This is a genomic window from Hymenobacter sp. HSC-4F20 (assembly GCF_019599275.1).
Lineage (GTDB): Bacteria > Bacteroidota > Bacteroidia > Cytophagales > Hymenobacteraceae > Hymenobacter.
Genome location: NZ_JAHZTD010000002.1, coordinates 259,773 through 279,446 on the forward strand (window position 1 = coordinate 259,773; position 19,674 = coordinate 279,446).

The 19,674-nt window shown below is 60.0% G+C and carries 15 protein-coding genes; 4 read left to right on the forward strand and 11 right to left on the reverse strand.

All coding sequences use genetic code 11. The features are described from left to right. Nucleotides 1-141: 141 nt before the first annotated feature. Nucleotides 142-2,373: a cytochrome c biogenesis protein CcdA gene (locus K3G63_RS10755; protein WP_220614132.1), complete on the reverse strand. Its 2,232-nt coding sequence runs from the start codon at nt 2,371-2,373 to the stop codon at nt 142-144. A 259-nt stretch (nt 2,374-2,632) separates the two neighbouring features. On the opposite strand from K3G63_RS10755, the gene K3G63_RS10760 reads away from it, so the two are divergent. Beyond that, nucleotides 2,633-3,934 carry a hemolysin family protein gene (locus K3G63_RS10760; RefSeq protein WP_259404414.1) on the forward strand — a complete coding sequence of 434 codons (1,302 nt, stop codon included), beginning with the start codon at nt 2,633-2,635 and terminating at the stop codon, nt 3,932-3,934. 82 nt (nt 3,935-4,016) lie between these two features. On the opposite strand, the gene K3G63_RS10765 is transcribed toward K3G63_RS10760, so the two are convergent. Then, on the reverse strand, nt 4,017-4,529 hold the full coding sequence (locus K3G63_RS10765; protein ID WP_220614134.1) for a gamma carbonic anhydrase family protein: 513 nt from the start codon (nt 4,527-4,529) through the stop codon (nt 4,017-4,019). Between the two features lie 216 nt (nt 4,530-4,745). Then, entirely contained in the window at nt 4,746-5,729 is a 984-nt protein-coding gene (locus tag K3G63_RS10770; RefSeq protein ID WP_220614135.1) for a radical SAM protein, read from the reverse strand. Nucleotides 5,730-5,874: 145 nt separating this feature from the next. Between K3G63_RS10770 and K3G63_RS10775 the strand changes: the two genes are divergently transcribed. Then, entirely contained in the window at nt 5,875-6,360 is a 486-nt protein-coding gene (locus K3G63_RS10775; RefSeq protein ID WP_220614136.1) for a hypothetical protein, read from the forward strand. Nucleotides 6,361-6,369: 9 nt separating this feature from the next. Here the strand turns inward: K3G63_RS10775 and nth are convergent, their stop codons facing one another. The 4 genes from nth to accD all read right to left on the reverse strand — a co-directional run bounded on the left by nth (nt 6,370) and on the right by accD (nt 10,273). Continuing rightward, nucleotides 6,370-7,131: an endonuclease III gene (nth, locus tag K3G63_RS10780; RefSeq protein ID WP_220614137.1), complete on the reverse strand. Its 762-nt coding sequence runs from the start codon at nt 7,129-7,131 to the stop codon at nt 6,370-6,372. Between the two features lie 214 nt (nt 7,132-7,345). Continuing rightward, nucleotides 7,346-8,050, reverse strand: a complete 705-nt coding sequence (locus K3G63_RS10785; protein ID WP_220614138.1) for an OmpA family protein — start codon at nt 8,048-8,050, stop codon at nt 7,346-7,348. Nucleotides 8,051-8,425: 375 nt separating this feature from the next. Beyond that, complete coding sequence (locus K3G63_RS10790; RefSeq protein WP_259404415.1) at nt 8,426-9,169, reverse strand: OmpA family protein; 744 nt, start codon at nt 9,167-9,169, stop codon at nt 8,426-8,428. Between the two features lie 216 nt (nt 9,170-9,385). Then, nucleotides 9,386-10,273, reverse strand: coding sequence for an acetyl-CoA carboxylase, carboxyltransferase subunit beta (accD, locus tag K3G63_RS10795; RefSeq protein ID WP_220614139.1), 888 nt, complete (start codon nt 10,271-10,273; stop codon nt 9,386-9,388). Nucleotides 10,274-10,681: 408 nt separating this feature from the next. Here accD and K3G63_RS10800 point away from each other — a divergent pair, with 408 nt between their 5' ends. Beyond that, nucleotides 10,682-11,689, forward strand: coding sequence for an OmpA family protein (locus K3G63_RS10800; RefSeq protein WP_310794578.1), 1,008 nt, complete (start codon nt 10,682-10,684; stop codon nt 11,687-11,689). Nucleotides 11,690-12,042: 353 nt separating this feature from the next. Then, nucleotides 12,043-13,146, forward strand: coding sequence for a hypothetical protein (locus K3G63_RS10805; RefSeq protein WP_220614140.1), 1,104 nt, complete (start codon nt 12,043-12,045; stop codon nt 13,144-13,146). A gap of 87 nt (nt 13,147-13,233) precedes the next feature. Here the strand turns inward: K3G63_RS10805 and K3G63_RS10810 are convergent, their stop codons facing one another. From K3G63_RS10810 to K3G63_RS10825, 4 genes are all read right to left on the reverse strand, one after another. Next, nucleotides 13,234-15,990, reverse strand: coding sequence for a TonB-dependent receptor (locus tag K3G63_RS10810; RefSeq protein ID WP_220614141.1), 2,757 nt, complete (start codon nt 15,988-15,990; stop codon nt 13,234-13,236). 512 nt (nt 15,991-16,502) lie between these two features. Beyond that, nucleotides 16,503-17,501 carry an MBL fold metallo-hydrolase gene (locus K3G63_RS10815; protein ID WP_220614142.1) on the reverse strand — a complete coding sequence of 333 codons (999 nt, stop codon included), beginning with the start codon at nt 17,499-17,501 and terminating at the stop codon, nt 16,503-16,505. 74 nt (nt 17,502-17,575) lie between these two features. Beyond that, nucleotides 17,576-18,289, reverse strand: coding sequence for an SGNH/GDSL hydrolase family protein (locus tag K3G63_RS10820; protein ID WP_220614143.1), 714 nt, complete (start codon nt 18,287-18,289; stop codon nt 17,576-17,578). A gap of 163 nt (nt 18,290-18,452) precedes the next feature. Next, the gene (locus tag K3G63_RS10825; protein ID WP_220614144.1) at nt 18,453-19,592 is read right to left on the reverse strand and encodes a cystathionine gamma-synthase; all 1,140 of its coding nucleotides are present in this window, start codon (nt 19,590-19,592) and stop codon (nt 18,453-18,455) included. Between the last annotated feature and the right edge of the window lie 82 nt (nt 19,593-19,674).

A 19,674-nucleotide genomic window follows, 5' to 3' on the forward strand; every position in this document is an offset into this window, starting at 1 on the left:
TAAGCATCGGGTATGATAAAAAAAGGCAGCATACAGATAGCTGGCCTCTACTAGTGATGATGGCCAACAACAATAAAAGCCTTCCCTCAGCTGTGTAAACTGACGGAAGGCTTTTATGCGTAGCCGAAGCCGACAAAAACCCTAGCGCCCGGCTACGGCCGCCCGCTGGCGAAACTGAGCCAAGCCGGCGTCGAGGAACTGCACAAAAGCAGCGACATCGGGCTCATAAGCAATGGGCGGCGTGAGAGCATGGGCCAGATCGGGGGCAGCATTGGGGTCGAGCAGCACGTAGTAGGGCTGAGCATTCACGTTAAAACCGGTAAGCTGAATGTCGGCGTTTTTCTTGCCGAGCGTAGCCTTTTCTTTTCCATCGTGCCCAGATACGTACCGCTCGTTCTGAGGCAGATCGGCTTTATCGTCCACGTAGAGGGCCACCACCACAAAGTCTTCGCGCAGGCGTTTGAGCACTTGCGGATCCTTCCAGACGGTGGCCTCCATTTTCCGGCAGTTCACGCAGGCATGCCCCGTGAAGTCGATGAAAATAGGCTTGTTCTGGGCGCGGGCGCAACGGCGGGCCTGCTCCAGGTCGAAGTAGCCGGACAAGCCGTGGGGCAGCTCTAGGAACTCAGCGTAGCGGGGGGCTTCGCAAAGGGTGTTGGCAGTCGTAGCGGCCGGGGTGGCCAGGGCGGCACTTTCACTGCTGGCCAGCGTGAAGTCGTGGCGGCTCTGGGGCGGCAGGTAGCCGGCCAGCAGCGGCAGCGGAGCCCCAAATAGGCCGGGGACTAAATAAGTCATGAAGCTAAAGGTCAGCACAGCCATCAGCAGGCGCCCAACGCTCAGGTGGGTCAGGTCGGAATCATGGGAAAGCTTGAAGCGGCCCAGTAAGTAGAAGCCCAGCAGCCCGGACAAGGCAATCCAGAGCACCAGGTAAATGTCGCGCGGGAGCAGGTTCCAGTGGTAGGCCAGATCGGCCATGCTCAGAAACTTCAGGGCCAGCATCAACTCCACGAAGCCTAGCACTACCTTCACCGTATTCAGCCAGCCGCCCGAGCGCGGTAGCCCTTTCAACCAAGCCGGAAAAATAGCAAATAAGGTGAACGGCAGGGCAAATGCCAGCGAGAAGCCCAGCATCCCGATTACTGGCTGCAGCCGCTCTCCTTGAGCAGCCAAGCTGAGAATGGTAGCCACGATGGGCCCGGTGCAGGAAAACGACACCACTACCAACGTGAGGGCCATGAAGAAGACACCGCCCCAGCCACCTTTGTCGGCCTGCGCATCAATCTTGTTGACCATGCCGTGGGGCAACGTGATTTCAAACAGCCCCAGAAAGGACAGTCCGAACACCACGAATACCACGAAGAAAATCAGATTGGGTAGCCAGTGGGTGCTGATCAGGTTCAGGCCATCGGCCCCGAGCAGGACGGTGACGAGCAGGCCCACTACCACGTACACGAAAATGATGGACAGGCCGTAGACCACCGCCTTGAGGATGCCCTGCTGCCGGCTTCCCGAGCCGCTGGTGAAGAAGGACACCGTCATTGGGATGAGGGGAAACACGCAGGGAGTAACCAAGGCCAGCAGCCCCGAGACAAAGGCTGCCAGGGCAAAGCTCCAGAGCCCGCCCCCGGTTGCGTCGGCGGTGGAAGCAGCGCTGCTGCCCGCCACTACCGCGGCTGGCGGGGCAGAGGGTACGGCAGCCGCGGTAGTGATAGCCGTGGTAGCGGCCGCAGCCGCAGCAGGGGTAGTGGCCGGCGTGGAAGCGGAGGCAGCAGTATCGGTTGAGGCAACCGCGCTGGAAGTTACCGTGGGGGCACCGGGCACGGTAGTGGGGGGGGCCACGCTGGCTCCCGAAGAACCTGAAGGTGTGGCGGCCGGAGCTACCGCCGTGCCAGTTACCTCAATGGGGCCGAAGCTCAGGCTTTGCTCGCCCGGGATACAGCGGCCGTCAATGTCGGTGCAGGTTTGGAACTCGGTTTCAGTTTTGATAATAAGAGCCCCGGGCTGCAGCACCCGGATGCGCTGCTTAATCTGGCCGGTACGCTCAAAGTACGTCACATCGCCTTTGAATACGTCGTCAAACTTTTTCTTGGTTCCAATGGACTGAGGCTTGCCCACCAGCTCGTAGGCCGGGCTTTTGGCGAAGGTGAAGGTAAACACCGTCGGCCCCAGATCAGGGTCGAAGTTCGTGGCGTAGAGGTGCCAGTTTTCGTCGATGCGGGCATTGACGATAAGCTCTACCTCCTCCCCGACCTTCGCGGCCGGCTTGCTGACAGCGGTGGAAAGCTTGGTGGGCGTGAGCACCTGGGCAGTAGCTCCCCACGGGGTCAGGAGCAACACTACCAGCAAAAGCAGAAGAAATTTACTGCGAGGCATGAATTCAGGGAAGAAGCGACAAGAACAAGTCGATAAGAAGAAATACAAAGGTCGGCAGAAACGGCAACAGCCACGCTAGGCCAGGAGTTTTATGAGTGGCCCGGTTTACGTGTGAGGCCCGCAGTACCCTTCTTTGGGGCGCGTGCGTCATTCATTCCGAACCGCTTGCGCCGAATGTCGTACTTTTGCCTTACAAAGGAAGGCAGGCCGGTCGAGTCTCGCTTCCGAACCTATGGGCTTAAATATCCTTTTTACTATTTTGCTCGTCGTAGCAAACGGCTTTTTCGTGGCGGCTGAGTTTGCGCTCGTTAAAGTCCGCCTTTCGCAAATGGAAATACGGGCCCAGGATGGCAACCGGTTTGCCAAACTCACCCTACGCCTGCTGCATAAGCTCGACGCTTATCTCTCGGCTACTCAGCTCGGTATTACCATTGCCTCCCTGCTGCTGGGTTGGGTTGGCGAGAAGGTGGTAGTGGAAATTGTGCTGGCCATTATTCACGCCTTGGGTTACCAGATCAGCGACGCCGGCGCCCACAGCATTGCCATTCCTATTTCCTTCGGCCTGATTACGCTGCTGCACATTGTGTTCGGCGAACTGGTACCCAAGTCGCTGGCTATTCAGCGGGCCGAGGCTACCAGCATGGTAGTGGCAGGCCCCCTGCAGTTCTTCTACTACCTGACGTTCCCCATCATTTGGGTGATGAACTCGATTTCCAACGCTATCCTGCGGCTAATTGGTATCGCGCCGGCTTCGGAGCACGAAGTGCATACCACCGAAGAGTTGCGCCTGCTGCTGGACCAGAGTAAGCAGGGCGGGGAGCTGCAGGACTCGGAGCACGAGCTGATTGAGAACGTGTTTCAGTTCAACGACCGGATGGTAAAGCAGATTATGGTGCCGCGCACTAAGCTGTCTGCCATCGATGTAAACACGCCCCAGGAGGCCATTCTGGAAACCGTCTACAACGAGGGCTACTCGCGCATTCCCGTCTACGAGGGCAACATCGATAACATCGTGGGCATTCTGTACGTGAAAGACTTGCTGCAGATCATCCGGCGGCAAGAGCTGATCGAGCTAGCCAAGATTATGCGCCCGGCCTACTTCGTACCTGAAACCAAGAAGATTAACCGGCTGCTGCGCCAGTTTCAGCGCAAGCACACCCACATGGCCATCGTTTCCGACGAGTTCGGGGGCGTGTCCGGCATCGTCACTATTGAGGACATCATGGAGGAGCTGGTGGGCGAAATTCAGGACGAGTATGACAATGAGGTTCCCGTGGTGGAGAAGGTATCGGAGCAGGAATACCGGGTAAATACCGCTACCCCCATCCCCGACGCCAACGAGTACCTGCCCTACCCCCTGCCCGAGGGCGATGACTACGAAACTGTGGGTGGCCTGCTCAACGTCATCTACGGCAACATTCCGGAAGTTGGCGACGTGGCCGTGCTCGACAACTACGAGTTCCGGGTGCTGAAACGCTCCCGGCGCGCCGTGGAGCTGGTGCAGCTGCGGGTTACTACCGAGGAGGAAACCGAGGCTACTCCCGAAACCCTGGACTTGTAAGGCCTAGTGTTCTACCGGATAGCAAGTACAAGGGCCCAATGCTTCTGCATCGGGCCCTTGTACTTGCTATCCGGTCTGGTTATCAGCTCCTGAACCAACTGGCGTAAAGCACATAGTTGTCGGCGGTACGGAGCATGTTGGCCCGCTGCTCCTGCGTAACGGGCTTAATCTTGCGGGCGGGGATGCCGGCGTAGAGGTGGCCTGGCTCGCACCGGGTATTTTCCAGCACCACTGCGCCGGCCGCAATTATGCAGCCTGCCCCTACCACGGCCCCATCCATCACAATAGCGCCCATGCCTACCAGCACATCATCCTCCACCGTACAGCCGTGAACAATGGCTTTGTGCCCCAGGCTAACCCGACTGCCGATGGTAGTGGCAGCCTTCTGGTAGGTGCAATGAATCACGACACCGTCTTGGATGTTGGTTTTCTCGCCGATGCGGATGCTGTTCACGTCGCCGCGCACTACGGCATTAAACCAGACGGTACAATCAGCGCCCAACTCGACGTCGCCGACGATGGTGGCATTGTCGGCGACGTAGCAGTTGGGCCCGAGTTGGGGGTGTTTATCTAGAACCGGCAGAATCAGGGGCATAGAGTAATTGAGTAAATGAGTTTGTGATTCCGTGAAAGCACGAGTAGTGCCTACTACACCAAGAGCCGGTTATTCTGAGCAGAATCAAGGGCCTGCTCACGCGTGAATGCTTTCTGTTGTGACGACTTACGCTGAGAAGGCTCCCTGCCAGCTCAGGATGAGACGATATTCTACCCCGCTACCTCACCCCCAAGCACTTACTACTACCCTCGTTGCTCAGCGCGCCAGCATCCGCTTCCAAGTGCCTTTTTCCCAGTTATACTTGAGGGTGCTGGGGAGGGCCTGCCAGAAGTATTTACTGGTTTCTACCGCGAAGCTGGGTTGCATGTAGCAGTTGATGGTACAGCCCTCGCACTGAGGCAGGCGCCCCTCCAGGGCCGCCAAGTGCCGAACCGGCCCAGATTGGTACAGGTCGAAGAGCTGGCCGTTGATGGGGAATTTCTGCTCACCCAGGTGGTAGCAGGGCAGCACCAGTTCGTTGTTGGGCGAAATAACCAGAGTAGTGCTGGCCGCCCGGCATACAGGCGCGGCCACGTGGTTGCCTCCGTCGCGGCGCAGTTCCACAAAAGCTTCGTTGAGGTAGACGCCGGGGCGCTTGCCAAAGGCCGAGAGGTAGTCCAGCTCGGCGGGCGTGAGTTGCTCGCCGGTATCCACGCCATTGTACTCGAAGGCGGGGTTGAGCAGCAGCACCAGTTTGTTCGGCCGGGTAATTTCCTGGTACACCTTCTCCATATCGGCCAAGTTCTCGCGGAACACGGTGAACAGCACGTCGGGCCGCTCTCCCAGCTCCCGCGCTACCCGGATGCTTTCCAGCACAAAGTCGAAGCAGGCCACGCCGCGGCCTTTATCGTGTACGTCTTTCTCCGAGGCATCCAGGGAAAAATGCAGCATATCCACCTTACCGCGCAGCTTCTCGGCGTACTTGGGGTAGAGCAGGCAGTTAGTCGTCAGAGTCGTGATAAAGCCCATATCGTGAGCCAAGCCCACAAACTCATGGATCTGCCGGTGCAGCAGCGGTTCGCCCCCCGTAAAGTCCACCACCGACACGCCCAGCCGTTTCAGGTCTCGCAAGTTGCGCTCCACGTCGGCCAGCTGAATGTAGGGCGAAGGCTTTTCCCAGATGTCGCAGAAGGAGCAGCGCGCATTGCACCGATAGGTGACGTAGTAATTGCACAGAACCGGATGACGAACAAGGCGCATAGGAGGGTAAAGGTACGGGGCAGGACCACAACCTGCCGGCTGATAAACCCAAAAACTGCGGAAAGGATACGGAGCTGCAACCTTTTACCGGGCAATGGCCTCTTCCAGGCACCTAGTGCCCTCTCGCCACTGTTTGGTCTCCGTTATGCCCGCGCTCCGCTCCCTTTTTAGCTTTTTGGTAGCTACTACCCTGCTCACGGCCTGTAGCCAAGACGACGACCCCGCGCCTAAGCCGGATACCGTGGTGTTTGGCCACTTCTACGGCTACTGCCTGGGAGAGCAGTGCATAGAAATATTCCGGCTGGATGCCCGGGCGCACACGTTGGCCGAGGACACCACCGACACATACCCGAGTACTAGCAGCGCTTACGAGGGGAAATACGCACCCCGCTCCGCAGATGCCTACGCCCAGGTCAGCGACTTGCCGGCTCTGATTCCGGCCCAGCTTCTGAGCGAAACTCAACGCGTTATCGGGCAGCCTGATGCCGGCGACTGGGGTGGCTACTACCTGGAAATAAACGAGCAGGGTACCCGTCGCTTCTGGCTGATTGACACGCAGAAGCGAAATATTCCTGCCTACCTGCACCCACTGCTAGATGCGCTGCAGGAACGGATTCAGCGCCTGCACTAGCGACGGAACTTAGTGCGGCAACGCGCCCCAGGCCGTATTCCAGGTGGCGGGAGTAGCCGCCAGGGCCTCCGGGGTGGCCGGGCCGTAGTGCTCCAGGTAGTAGTTGCAGAAAGCCTTTAGCGGGCAGCGGGCGCAATCGGGCTTAGTGAAAAAGCAGATTTTCTGTCCGTGCCAGTAGTTGTGCTTATGGAAGTTCAGGAGCAGCAAGGAGTCTTTGGGCAGTTGCTCCAGCAGCACCTGGTGGGCCTTCTCTACCGATGCCTTGGGCCCGATCATGCCCACGCGCTGGGCTACCCGGTGCACGTGCGTATCTACGGGCAGCACAGGCTTACGGAAGTTGAAGAGCAAAACCAGCGAGGCCGTTTTCAGCCCGATGCCGGGCATATCATTCAGCCACTGCATACCCTGCTCCGTGGGCCACTCCTCCAGAAAGTCCAAGGCGAACTCACCCCGCTCGGCTTTAATGCGGCGCAGAATCTCCTGAATTCGCGGGGCCTGGGTATCGGGCCAGCGGGTAGTCCGGATAGCATGGGCCAGCTCCGCCGTTGGGGCCCGCAGCACCCCTTCCCAGTCGCCGAAAGCCTCCAGCATCCGGTCGTAGGCCAGTTCCTCATCGGCGTGGGTAGTGCGGTGCGACAGGACGGTAGAAATCAGCTCCCGCATGGGCGAGCGGCGGGGCGCGTCCTGCGTCAGGGGTGGGTAGAAGCGCTGCAGCACCTGGTAATTTTCAGTGGTTTTTTCCGGGGCGGGCGAGGTGTAGGTAGCGGGCATACGAGGGGAGTGAGGAATGAATAAGGAGAATGAAGAGTACGGATACGCAGCGTGGCCGATTGTCAAGTCCGTTTATTTCTCCTTCCTGCTTGCTGGCCAACCGCCACGTAGCTTATGCCTACTGCAACAAAAACGGCCCCGCGACCAAGTAGGTAGCGGGGCCGCCTTACCGGAACGAGCATCCTTCCTGGCTCATTCCTTATGCAGGAGTTACTTAGATGGTGCCTTTCTCGGCAGCCTTCTTCAGCTTCTCGTTGGCGAAGATGGCTACTTCTACGCGGCGGTTAGCCTGGCGGCCAGCCTCAGTCGAGTTATCGGCAATGGGCTGCTTTGAGCCGTAGCCCGATACAGTGAAGCGCGAAGCATCTACGCCTTGCTGCTGGGCGTAATTAGCCACAGCCTGAGCCCGGCGCTGCGACAAGGGGTCGTTGATGGCATCGGAGCCAGTATTATCCGTGTGGCCTTCCACAATTACGTTGGTGTCGCCGTACTTCACGAGGGTTTTAGCCAAGTCTTTGATGTTTTCCTGAGCGGCTGAGGTTAGAGCCGACGAGTTTTTAGCGAAGAGCAGGCCTGAGTCGAAGGTAATTTTAATTCCTTCGCCTACGCGCTCCACTTTAGCCCCAGCCATTTCTTTCTGCAGCTCAGCGGCCTGCTTGTCCATCCGACGGCCAATCAGAGCACCGGCACCGCCGCCCACGGCAGCCCCAATGATGGCGCCTTTGGCAGTGCCCGACTTACCACCAATGATGCGGCCTAGTACGGCACCACCCGCCGCTCCGCCCAGGCCGCCGATGACGCCGCCTTTGGCAGTTTTGCTCCAGGGTTTTTTCGTGGTAGTGGTTTGCGCCTCGGCGGCGCTGGTGCCTAGCAGCAACACGGCCAGCAGCAGAGCATACAGGGAACGAAGATTTTTCATGATGTTCGGGAGTTAGAGTGAGTTGGTGTGATGTAAGCGGAAACTGTGCAGCAAAGGTATTCGGTACAACTTTTATTCGACTACCTCCTCTAGGAATACTTGAATTGCAACCACCTTGCCAAAAACGAATTCTCACACCAAAAATTATGTAAAAGCAGCTTCTGTATCTGTCCGGCCGGTTTTCAGCTACTGCTTATAACGCTCGAAGTGCTTCAAAGTCAGCTTATTTTTGCAGGTATTCTAATTCCTCTACCCTGTTAAAATCCTTTTTAAGACTAACTGGGCTTTCCTACCGGGTAGCTTCCACCCAGCTTAGAAAACACAAAAAAGCCGCTCCTTCCGGGCGGCTTTTTTGCAAAAGAAAACGAGGGAGAATTACAGGGTACCGTTTTCGGCGGCCTTCTTCATCTTCTCGTTGGCGTAGATGGCAATTTCTACCCGACGGTTGGCTTGGCGGCCCTCGGCGGTGGTGTTATCAGCAATGGGCTGCGACGAACCGTAGCCTTTGGTAGTAATACGGGCCGCGTCTACCCCTTGCGAAGTGGTATAGTTAGCTACGGCTTGAGCCCGGCGCTCCGACAAGGGCTGGTTGATAGCATCGGAACCTGTGTTGTCGGTATGGCCTTCTACCAGTACGTTGGTATCGGGGTATTTTTTCAGCACCTCGGCCATTTTTTGGATTTCCGACATAGAAGCCGGGCGCAGGTCGCTCTTGTTGGTATCGAAGAGGATGCCGGCGTCGAAGGTGATTTTGATGCCTTCGCCTACACGTTCTACCCGGGCGTTTTGCATGTCGCGCTGCAGCTCTTCGGCTTGTTTGTCCATGCGGCGGCCAATCAGAGCGCCCCCGGTACCACCCACGGCGGCTCCAATAATAGCCCCGGCGGCCGTACCTGATTTACCCCCGATTACGCGACCCAGCACAGCCCCGGCTACGGCGCCAGCGCCAGCGCCGATGGCGCCACCTTTTACCGTGCGGCTTGTGCCGGTTTTGCGCGGGCCAGTGCCGTTGGTATCAGCTTCCGGAATGTTGGGGTTACGCGTGTTGGTGCTGGCGCAGGAGCTCATGAACAGCACAAGGGCCATGAGTAAAGTGAGCAGAGAATTGCGAGAAGTCATATTCGTGGAAATAGGGTGAAAGGGAAAGAGCTAGGTGGACCAGTTGGGATTCTTACTGCGGTTATCTGAAAAATGTTCGGCTGACATAGTGCAGCTTCCCTGGTGCACCGGCCCGGCCGCAGCCAGCAAAAAAGCCCGCTGACTACCCTGACCAGGTAGACAACGGGCTTTTTCCAAAAAGCTTGCCGAAAAATCAGGCTCCAGGCCGCCTTGCTCCTAACGGACTAGGGCAGCCGGCTCAGCGGCAGGCACTTCCGCTGCTTTGAGCATGGTCAGCAAATCGGCAAGTTTTTGCTTGAGCTCCTTCCGGTCCACAATGAAATCCAGGAAGCCGTGCTCCAGCACAAACTCGGCGCTCTGAAAGCCTTTGGGCAAATCCTTGCCGATGGTTTCCTTGATAACGCGGGGACCGGCAAACCCGATCAGGGCCCCCGGCTCCGCAATGTTGAAGTCGCCGAGCATGGCAAACGAGGCCGTAACGCCACCCGTAGTAGGGTCAGTCAGCAGGGAGATATACGGGATGCCCGCTTCTGAGAGCAGGGCCAGCTTGGCCGAGGTTTTGGCCATTTGCATAAGCGAGTAGCCGGCCTCCATCATGCGGGCTCCACCGGAGCGCGAAATCATCAGGAAGGGCAAACGGTTCTGGCGGGCATAGTCGATGGCACGGGCAATCTTCTCGCCAACCACCGAGCCCATAGAGCCGCCAATAAACTTGAAATCCATGGCCGCTACTACCAGGCCCAGGCCGTTGAGCTGGCCGTGAGCCGCGCGTACGGCATCCTTGAGGCCGGTATTCTTTTCGGTAGCGGCCACGCGCTGGGGGTAGGCTTTCGTGTCCACGAAATTCAGCGGGTCGGCCGAGCGCAGGTCGGCATCCAGCTCCGTGTAGGCGTGGTTATCGAACAGAAAGTCGAAGTACTCTGCGGCGTCAATCCGGTCGTGGTGGCCACAGTTACCGCAGGTAGAGAGCAGGCGCTTGTGCTCGGCCATAGTAGCCACGGTTTTGCACTCCGGGCACTTGTACCACAGGCCATCGGGCGTTTCCTTCTTCTGTTCCGTGGGCGTAACGATGCCTTTTTCTTTGCGCTTAAACCAGGAAGACATAGGGGTGAGGTGCTTAGATCGGTGAGAGAGGGAAGGCCGGTAAGGGCGGCTACCGGCAGGTAGAGGGGGCTTCCACGGTGCAAGTTAAGCCAGATGGTGAAATTGTGATGGGGTCACGGAGGGATTCAGCAAGTTGGGCAAGGCAAGCATGAAAGCCTCGGTCATCCTGAGGCGGTAGCCGAAGAGCCTTGTTACGGCGGCATGCCAAGTGTAACGGCCTGCTCAACCGTAGCAACGTCCCGCGGTCATCCGCCCGGGCTAACACCGGTGACGTCTGTAGCGCGTCGGCCCCCACTTATTCGGCGAGGCCCCGGGCGTAGAAGTTCCGGGTCCGGACGCTACCTTGCTACAGGAAAAGTGGGCGTGGGCTCCCTTCCATAGAACCTGTATTACTCTGTGCTCTTTTTTGTGAAAAACTTCTCTGCCCTCGCAGTTGTCGCGCTGCTTGCTTCCTCTACCCTGCCTGGCTGCGTGGCCTCCAAGAAATACGACGACCTCAAGGCCCGCCAGACGGCCACCGAACAAGCCAAAGCCGACCTGGAGCGCCAACAGCGCCAAGCCGTAACGGAACTGAAAAAGGCTTCTGATGAACTGGCCCAACTGCGCCTGGACACCCGCCGCCTCGTCGACGACTCTACCGAAACCGGCCGCAGCCTGCGCCGCCTGCAGCAGCTTAACGCCCAACTCACCGACTCCTACGACAAGCTGCTCAAAAACTCTGACCGCGCCATGGCCGATAAGTCGGCTGATTACAACAAGGTAGCCCGGGACCTGGCCCGCCGCGAGGCCGAGCTGGGCGAGCTGGAAACCACCCTTAAGAAAAGCCGCACCGACATCGACAAGCTCAATGCCGACCTGAAAGTGCGGGAGGCCAAGCTGGCCGAGTTGCAGCAGGCCCTGGCCGAAAAGGACCGGGCCGTGGACAACCTGAAAGCCAGCGTGAGCAACGCCCTGCGGGGCTTCCAGGGCACCGATCTGCAGGTGAAGATGAAGGACGGCAAAGTATACGTGTCTCTTTCCGAGCAGCTCCTGTTCAAGTCGGGCTCCACCAAAGTAGACCCCAAGGGCCAGGAGGCCCTGAAGCAGCTGGCCGCCGTGCTTCAGCAGCAGCCCGATGTAAACGTGGTGGTGGAAGGCCACACCGACAACGTGCCCTTCAGCCGGCCCGCCGGGGCCATGCAGGACAACTGGGACCTGAGCGTGCTGCGCGCCACGGAAATTGCGCGGCTGCTGACGGTGGGCGGGGTAGCCCCGGCCCGCGTCACGGCCTCGGGCCGCTCCCAGTACGTGCCCGTCGCTGCCAACGACTCGCCCCAGAACAAGGCCCTCAACCGCCGCACCGAAATCATCCTGACGCCTAAGCTCAACGAGTTGCTCAAGATTCTGGACAGCAATTCATCAGCAAGCGGCAAATAGCAGGAAAAGACTGTATCGATTCTTTAATCATCTGATCTGTTCACTATATGCAGAAACCTTTATTATACCAACTCCTGTTTCTCGTTGCTTTCCTGCTTTCTATTCTCCCAGCACGCGCATCCCACATTATTGGCGGCGAGATAAGCTACAGGCCGTTTCCTAATGATCCTAGGCGCTATTATGTCACGGCGAAGCTTTATCGGGATAGAAGCTACAACACGTCCCCGGATTTCGCCAATGAGATTACCCTTTACTGTCGGAAGAGCAACTGTGCTACGGCTGATCCGGATAATTTCACAGCTAACCTTGGCCGAACCAGCAGCACTACGATAGGGCCGACTACGGACCTTCGGGTGTTCAGCGGTGAAGTAACGCTGCCTTCGCTCGGCAACTGGACTCTCAGCCTGGCGGAGGAAAACCGCTCGTATGGCATTTTCAACTTATCTGAGTCGCATAACTACGGGATGTACGTGGATGCGGAGTTACGCCTAGACCCTAGTATCGGTGCGGCCAATACCTCCCCCGTTTTTACGTCTGATATAGTACCCTACATCTCCGGCAACCAATTTCACCGCTTTAGCTTCTCTACGTTCGATGCCGATGGCGACTCTTTGGTATACCAAATGATTAGCCCGCAAGGTGCCAGCCGAGTGGCCCCTTGCCCGCGAGCAATTCCGGTGACGCCTAGCCCCCACTTCACCATCAACCCAGCCACCGGGGAGCTGTCCACGGGGTCGTTTACCCTGGTGCTAGGCTATTATGTCATGGCTGCGCGGGTAGAGGAATACCGCCGGGTTAGTGGTCAATGGATCAAGATCGGGAGTGTCATGCGGGATATGATGTATCGCACCTGGGCTGGTGCAAATCAAAATCCGGCATTTACTGCCCTGGCTGTAGGAAACACCTCACATCCTCTGGATCAGACCATCCGGGTTAATCCCGGCCGCAAGCTCGAGTTGAAACTCGACGCTGCTGACCCGAATTCCGGCTCCGTGTTGCGCTTCAGCAGTGAGGCTACGGCCATTCTACCTGGCTTGTCTCTCCAATCCCTCCCCAACAACCAAGTCCGCCTGACGTGGAATGTGCCCGCGACCCTGCCACTGGGCCGTTACCGGATTCCAGTTACTGTTTCCGACAATACTTCCCCTACCAACGGCACTGAGGTCCGGACCCTTACCATTCTCGTTACCAGCCAAATACTGGCCACCACTTCTTTCCGGCTGCCAACCCAGGTAGCAGCCTACCCTACCCCCTTCCGGGAGCAGGTACAGTTTCAGCTCAGCCAGCCGGGTAGCCGCTCCCTGCTGGTAGTAGATGGCCTGGGCCGCGCAGTAGCCCAGCTCACCAGCCGCCCCGATGGTAGCGTGACGTGGCGGCCCACCCCCACCCTGGCGCCCGGCCTGTACCTGGCCCGCACCGCCGACGGGCAAGAGCAAGCCCGTTTGCTGCGCGAGTAACGCGGCTCCATTACGCACAACAACGGCCGGCTCCTCAGGTGGGGAGCCGGCCGTTGCCATTGGTGCGGTACGCTGGCCTGCTATGGATTAGAACGACAGGTTCACGCGGCCGAAGTAGAAGGCCCCGCTGTAGCCGAACTGGTTGGAGCTGTAAGGGAAGCGGCCCCGGTTGGTAGCATCCAGGGTAGTGTAGTTCAGGCTCTGCTCGTTGTTGTTGGGGTCCTGGTAGAGGCGGTCCGGGTACACGTTGAACAGGTTGTTGGCCCCGATGCTCAGGCCTACGTTCTTAATCACCTGGGCGCTAAGTACCAGGTCAGTTACCCATTTAGCCGAGAAGGTCTGGTCGATGTAGGAACGGTCGGGGTTGGCGTCCTTGGTCTGGATTTCCCCGAAGCGCACGGTGCGCAGGTTGACACTGAAAATCTTGTAGCCGTAGTCGGCGCTCAGGTTGATTTTGCTGCGGGGCTGGCCGTTTTCGAGGCGGGCGCGCTGGGCGCGGTCGAAGAGGGTGTTTTGCAGGCTGGGGTTAGCATCAATAAACGCCGAGCTGTTGAAGCTTCGCACGGTGGTTTCGTTGAAGTTAGCCGCAGCCGTCAAAGTCAGGCGGCTTTCCGTGCCAAGTTGCAGACGCTCGTTAGCTACAATATCTACGCCGCGGGTGCGGGTGTTCACGGCGTTGGCGAAGAACTGAATGCCCTGCACCGGCAGCGTGCCCAGGATGGTATTCACAGCCGCATTGCCGCGGTTGAACTGGCTGCTAAGCACAATCCGGTCCTTGATGTCAATCTGGTAGGCGTCCACCGTCAGGGTAATCGTGCGGAGCACCCGCGCCGTGAGGCCCAGACTGTAGTTCTTCGATTTTTCCTGCTTTAAAGAGCCGATGCCGAAAGCCCGGGTCAGGGGGTTGTCGTTGTTGGTGGTGAGCACCTCGCGCAGCTCCCCGCTGGTGAACTGGGTGCTGGAGTTGGTGAAGTAGCGCTGCTGCAGGGAGGGCGCCCGGAAGCCGTTACCCAGGTTACCGCGCACTGCCAAGTCGGGCAGGATGCTGTAGCGGGCGGCCAGCTTGCCGCTCACGTTATTGCCGAAATCAGAGTAGCGCTCGGCCCGGCCGGCCACGCTCACCAGCAGTTTTTCGGTGATGTCGCTTTCCAGGTCCAGGTAGCCGGCCACGTTGGTGCGGGTGCGGTTGGTGGCGTCGCGGGGGGTGTAGCCAGGGAAGCCCTGGGAGCCGAAGGCGGCGCGGGCGCTGGCCCCGTTCACGGTCACGGTGCGGGTGCCGGCCAGGTAGGAGCCTTCCTCCCCGGCTTCAATTTCAAACATATCGGTGCGAAACTCGCCCCCGAAGGCCACGTTCAGGGTGCTCAGGGCGGGCACGCTGGTAAACTTGCGCGAGAAGCCCAGGTTCACGGTGTTCTGCTGAAAGGTGAGCGTGCCGGCGTAGAACTCGGTAGGGCTGGTGCGCTCGGGCAAGGAGGCGTTCAGCGTGTTCGTAACGTCGTAGCGCAGGCTGTTGCGGCCGTAGGTGTTGCTTAAATCGGCCGCAAAGCCCAGCACCGTACCGCGGATGCCCGTAATCAGGGAGGCATCATCCACGGTGCTGTTGATGAAGGGCAGGTAGCCGTTCGGGTAAATCGTCAGGTCGCTCTGGGTGGCCTGGTTGGGCAGGCGGTAGAGGGCCCCGGCCCGGCCGGTGCGGCGGGTGAGGCCGCCGGCCGCGTACACTTCCATATCGAGAGTCGGCGCCACCGTGTAGGCGGCATTCACGAAGCCCCCGTAAGTGCGCACGTCGGAGCTGCCTACCCGAATGTTGCGGCGGTTGAAGCCACGCTCGGCCACCAGGGCGTCGTCCTGAGCTTTCAGGTCGCGCTTCTGCTGGTCAGAGAGGCCGCTAGGGTAGGTACCGCCGCTACCCAGGTAAATCAATGGGGCCGTGTCGGGGCGGCTGCGGTCCACGAAAGAGCGGTTGCTGAATTGCCCGCTCACGTTCACAAAGCCCCGGCGCCCCAGCCCGAAGCCGGCGTTGGCATCGGCCTGCACCAGTTCCCCGTCGCCTTCCACCGTCTGGCCTATGGTGCTGCTGGCAAATACGCCGGTGGTGTCGTCCTTGAGCTGAATGTTGATAACACCAGCAATGGCATCGGAGCCGTACTGGGCCGCCGCGCCCTCGCGCAGCACCTCTATGCGCTTGATGGCCGCCGGGGGAATCACGTTCATGTCGGTACCCACCGAGCCGCGGCCGGGCGTGCCGTTGATGTTCACCAGGGCCGAGGTGTGGCGGCGCTTGCCGTTCACCAGCACCAGCACTTGGTCGGGGCCCAGGCCGCGTAGGGTAGCCGGGTCCACGAAGTCAGTACCATCGGTTACGGTTTGGCGGCTGCTTTGGAAGGACGGGGCAATGTAGGTCAGAATCTGGGTGACGTCAGTCTGGGCATAGGCCTTGATTTCGCGGGCCGAAATAACATCGACGGGAGAAGTGGTCAGGATGTTGGAACGGCCCTCCGTAGCCCGGGAGCCGGTTACTACCACTTCGTTTAGGGCCGTTTCGTTGTCCTGCAAGCGCACATCCAAGCTGGTGCGGCCGCTGAGGGGTAGCTGCTGGGTAGTGGCCCCAATGGCCGAAAACACCAGGGTAGCAGTGGGCGCCACCTCCAGGCGGTAGCGGCCGTCGGCGTCGGTGCTGGTGCCGTTGGTGGTGCCGCGCTCTAGCACCGTTACGCCGGGCTGGCCCTGGCCGGCCGCGTTGGTCACGCGCCCCGACACGCTAATATTCTGGGCCACGGCGGCGAAGCTCGTCAGCGACAATGCCGTTACCAGCCCCAGACGATTGGAGAATAGATGGTTCATACAAAAAAGAAAAAAGAGACAACCACAGGCTCGCCCCGGCGCTGGCTACGCGGGCCGCCGGACGAAATCAATTCAACAGCAACAACTACAGCGCTTACGCCTCCTCTGCCCGCCGCTACTGGCAGCAAAAAGAAACAAGCCTAACTAGAAACTTCAGGGGGGCTTTTCTGCCCAATACGCAACTCCCGGCCGGGTAGCCGGTAGCGTTCAGCTACAAGAATGTACCTTGAAAGGGTAGCAAAAAATGCTGGCTACCACGGCAGTACCCCCGCACGTACTCAGCAACAGCAACAACACCCTACCCCGGCGGCCACCGACAGGGCCACGGACAAGGCTGGGGAAAGGGAAAAGCGGGCAGTCAACCGGCTTTCCACTAGAGCGGCTGAGGAGTAATGTTTCACGCGGCAAAAGTAAAGCAGAGTTCCGTATCCGCCGGGCGGAGGTCGGAACCCTGCTACAACTTCGCCCCGCGCCGTTTGTTTCAGCGGGATGCCAGAATGTTTGGGAGAGGCTTACGGGCGGCCGCTCAGGTAGGCGTGCCACCACCGCTCCGGCAAGGGCCCGGCAGCTACCTCCACCCGCTGGCCGGGCGCGGGCAACAGCAGCGGTACGTCTGGCCCGGCCGCGGCCACCAGCCGGTCGGCGGGCTCGTGCCAGCTGTGGAAGGCCAGGTTGAACGTAGCCCAGTGCAGGGGCAGCAGCGCCCCGCCGCCCAGAGCCCGGTGCGCGGCCAAGGCGTGGTCGGGCCCCATGTGGATTTCGGCCCACTGCTCGTCGTAGGCCCCAATTTCCAGCATCACTAGGTCGAAGGGACCGTAGGCCGCGCCAATTTCGCGGAATCCACTTTCAAACGGCCCCGAGTCGCCACCGAAAAAGGCGCGGTGCCGGGGACCCAGCAGGCACCAGGAGGCCCACAGGGTGTTGTCGCGCAACAGGCCGCGGCCGGTGAAGTGACGGGCCGGCGTGGCCGCCAGCGTGTGCGTCTCCCCTACCCGAATTTCCTGCCACCAGTCCAGCTCATGAATCTGGGAGGCGGGCACGCCCCAGCGGCGCAGGTGGCCGCCTACCCCCAAGGGGCAATAGAACGGCACGCCCGTGGGCGCCAGCGACCGGATAGCGTCTTTGTCGAGGTGGTCGTAATGGTCGTGCGACAGGATAACACCGTCTAGCTTCGGCAGCTCCGCCAGGGGTAGCGGCGCGGCGAAAAAGCGCTTAGGCCCCAGGGCTACCGGCGAGGCCCGCAGCCGCCATACTGGGTCGGTCAGGAACCGTTTGCCATCAATTTCTACTAGAGTAGTAGAATGGCCAAACCACGTTACGCGCAGCGCCTCAGCTGGTACGGGCGCGGCCAGCGCGGCGGCATCGGCGCGGAAAGGCCCGAGCGGGCGGCGGGGCTGCCGCTCTTCCTTACCCGTGAGCCAGCGGCGGAGCATAGGTCCGTAGTTGGCGCCTACGCTGGTAGGAAGGGTATTCAGGTATTTTTTGCCGGTAAAGCGGGAAGGAGTTTTCATCAGATCAGGAAATAACTACCGAAGAGCAGTTGCTTCCGATGACGCACAGCTGCCCGGTTTACTTTCCCGCGGGCTTATTTTGCCAGCAGCTGCCGCACCACGGGCAGCGTACGGGTGGCCCACTGCTGCATCTGCCGGCCCGAATAATGCAGCCCGTCGGAAGCAAACTGGGTGGCGTCGCCGCTGGCCGCGCGGGTCAGGTCGGTTATTTCCACGAAGGCAATGCCAGCCCGCAGGCACTCGTCGCGGGCTACGCCGTTGAACTGGTCGATTTCCCGGGCAATCTGGGCCGGGTTGGAGCTGCGCCCCGTCGGCGACTGGCCCCAGTCTGGAATCGACAGCACTACTACCCGCCCGGCCCGGCCGCCGGCCAGCCGCACGGCTGTTTGCAGCAACTCCCGAAATTCGGTGCGGTAGCCAGGCAGCGGTAGGCCCTGGTACTGATTGTTGACGCCAATGAGCAGAGAAACCAGCCCGTAGGTGGCGGGCGGGTTGGCCGCCCGGATGGCGCGCAGCAGGTCGGCGGTGGTCCAGCCGGTTTGGGCAATAACAGCAGGGGTAGTCAGTACCTCAGCTCGGCCCAACTGGGCTAGCTGCACGCACCAGCGGTCCGCCTCGGGCACGCTCTGCCCGATGGTGTAGGAGTCGCCCAGGGCTAGGTAGCGCACCGAGCCGGGCGGGGCCGCGGGGGTAGGCGCGGGGGGCGCGGCCGCACGGGGCGCCGGCTCGGAAGCAGGCTGGGTGCAGCCGAAGTACAGGAAAAAACTCAGCAGTAGTAAGAGGCGCATAGCATCGGCGGTTGGCTTGCATGTACGCCGCCCGGAGCCCGCCAGATTGTTGCTTCCCCCGCCGGCCAAGTAAAAGCCAGCTCCCGGGGCAGGGAGCTGGCTTTCAGCGGTAGTTAACGGCCCAGAATTTTCGCTCGTGCCGCCAGGAGTTAGGGCATTTTTGCTACCCAATGGCCTGCTGCAAGTCCTCCAGCAGGTCGTCGGCGTCTTCAATGCCCACGCTGAGGCGAATCAGCGAGTCGGAGAGGCCGGCTTTGCGACGCTCCTCGGCGGGAATGCTGGCGTGTGTCATGGTGGCGGGGTGGCCCGAGAGGCTTTCTACGCCGCCCAGGCTTTCGGCCAGGGAAAACAGCTGGAATTTCTCCAGGGTAGCCACGGCATCCTCCTGCCGGTCGCCCTTGAGCACAAAGGAAATCATGCCCCCGAAGTCGCGCATTTGCTTAGCCGCCACGGCGTGGTTGGGATGGTCCTCGAAGCCGGGCCAGTACACTTTCTCCACCTTGGGGTGGGCCTTAAGGAACTCGGCTACTTTGCGGCCATTCTCGCAGTGACGCTGCATGCGCACGTGCAGAGTTTTGAGGCCGCGCAGCACCAGAAAGCAGTCCTGGGGGCCGGGCGTGCCGCCGCAGGCGTTCTGGTAGAAGCTCAGGCGCTGGTGCAGCTCGTCATCATTCACAATCACGGCGCCCATCACCGTATCGGAGTGGCCGGCCATGTACTTGGTCAGGGAGTACATCACCATGTCGGCGCCCAGCTCCAGCGGGGTTTGCAGGTAGGGCGTGGAGAAGGTGTTATCGACCACCAGCAGGGCGCCGGCTTTCTTGGCTACGGCCGAAGCGGCGGCAATGTCGATGACGTTGAGCAGGGGGTTGGTGGGCGTTTCTACCCAAATCAGCTTGGTGCGCTCGGTCACGGCGGCTTCCACGGCCGTCATGTCGTGCATGGGCACGAAGTGAAACTTGATGCCGTAGTTCTGATACACCTTCGTGAACAGGCGGTAGGAGCCGCCGTACAGGTCGTTGGTGCTGATGACCTCGTCGCCGGGTTGCAGCAGCTTCACAATGCAGTCGATGGCCGCCATACCGGTAGCGAAGGCCAGGCCGTGCTTGCCGTTATCGAGGGCCGCCAGCGCGTCCTGGAGCTGGGAGCGGGTAGGGTTGTGGGTGCGCGAGTACTCGAAGCCTTTGTGGTCGCCGGGCGAGCGTTGCACGTAGGTCGAGGTCTGGTAAATCGGCGTCATGATGGCCCCGGTGGTGGGGTCGGGGTGCACGCCGGCGTGAATGGCTTTGGTTCCGAATTTCATGCGGTGGGGACTGGTGAACTACTAGTCAAAGGAAGTGTGGGCAAAGGTAACCAGCTACCGGCAGCTTTATCTGGTTCAGCGC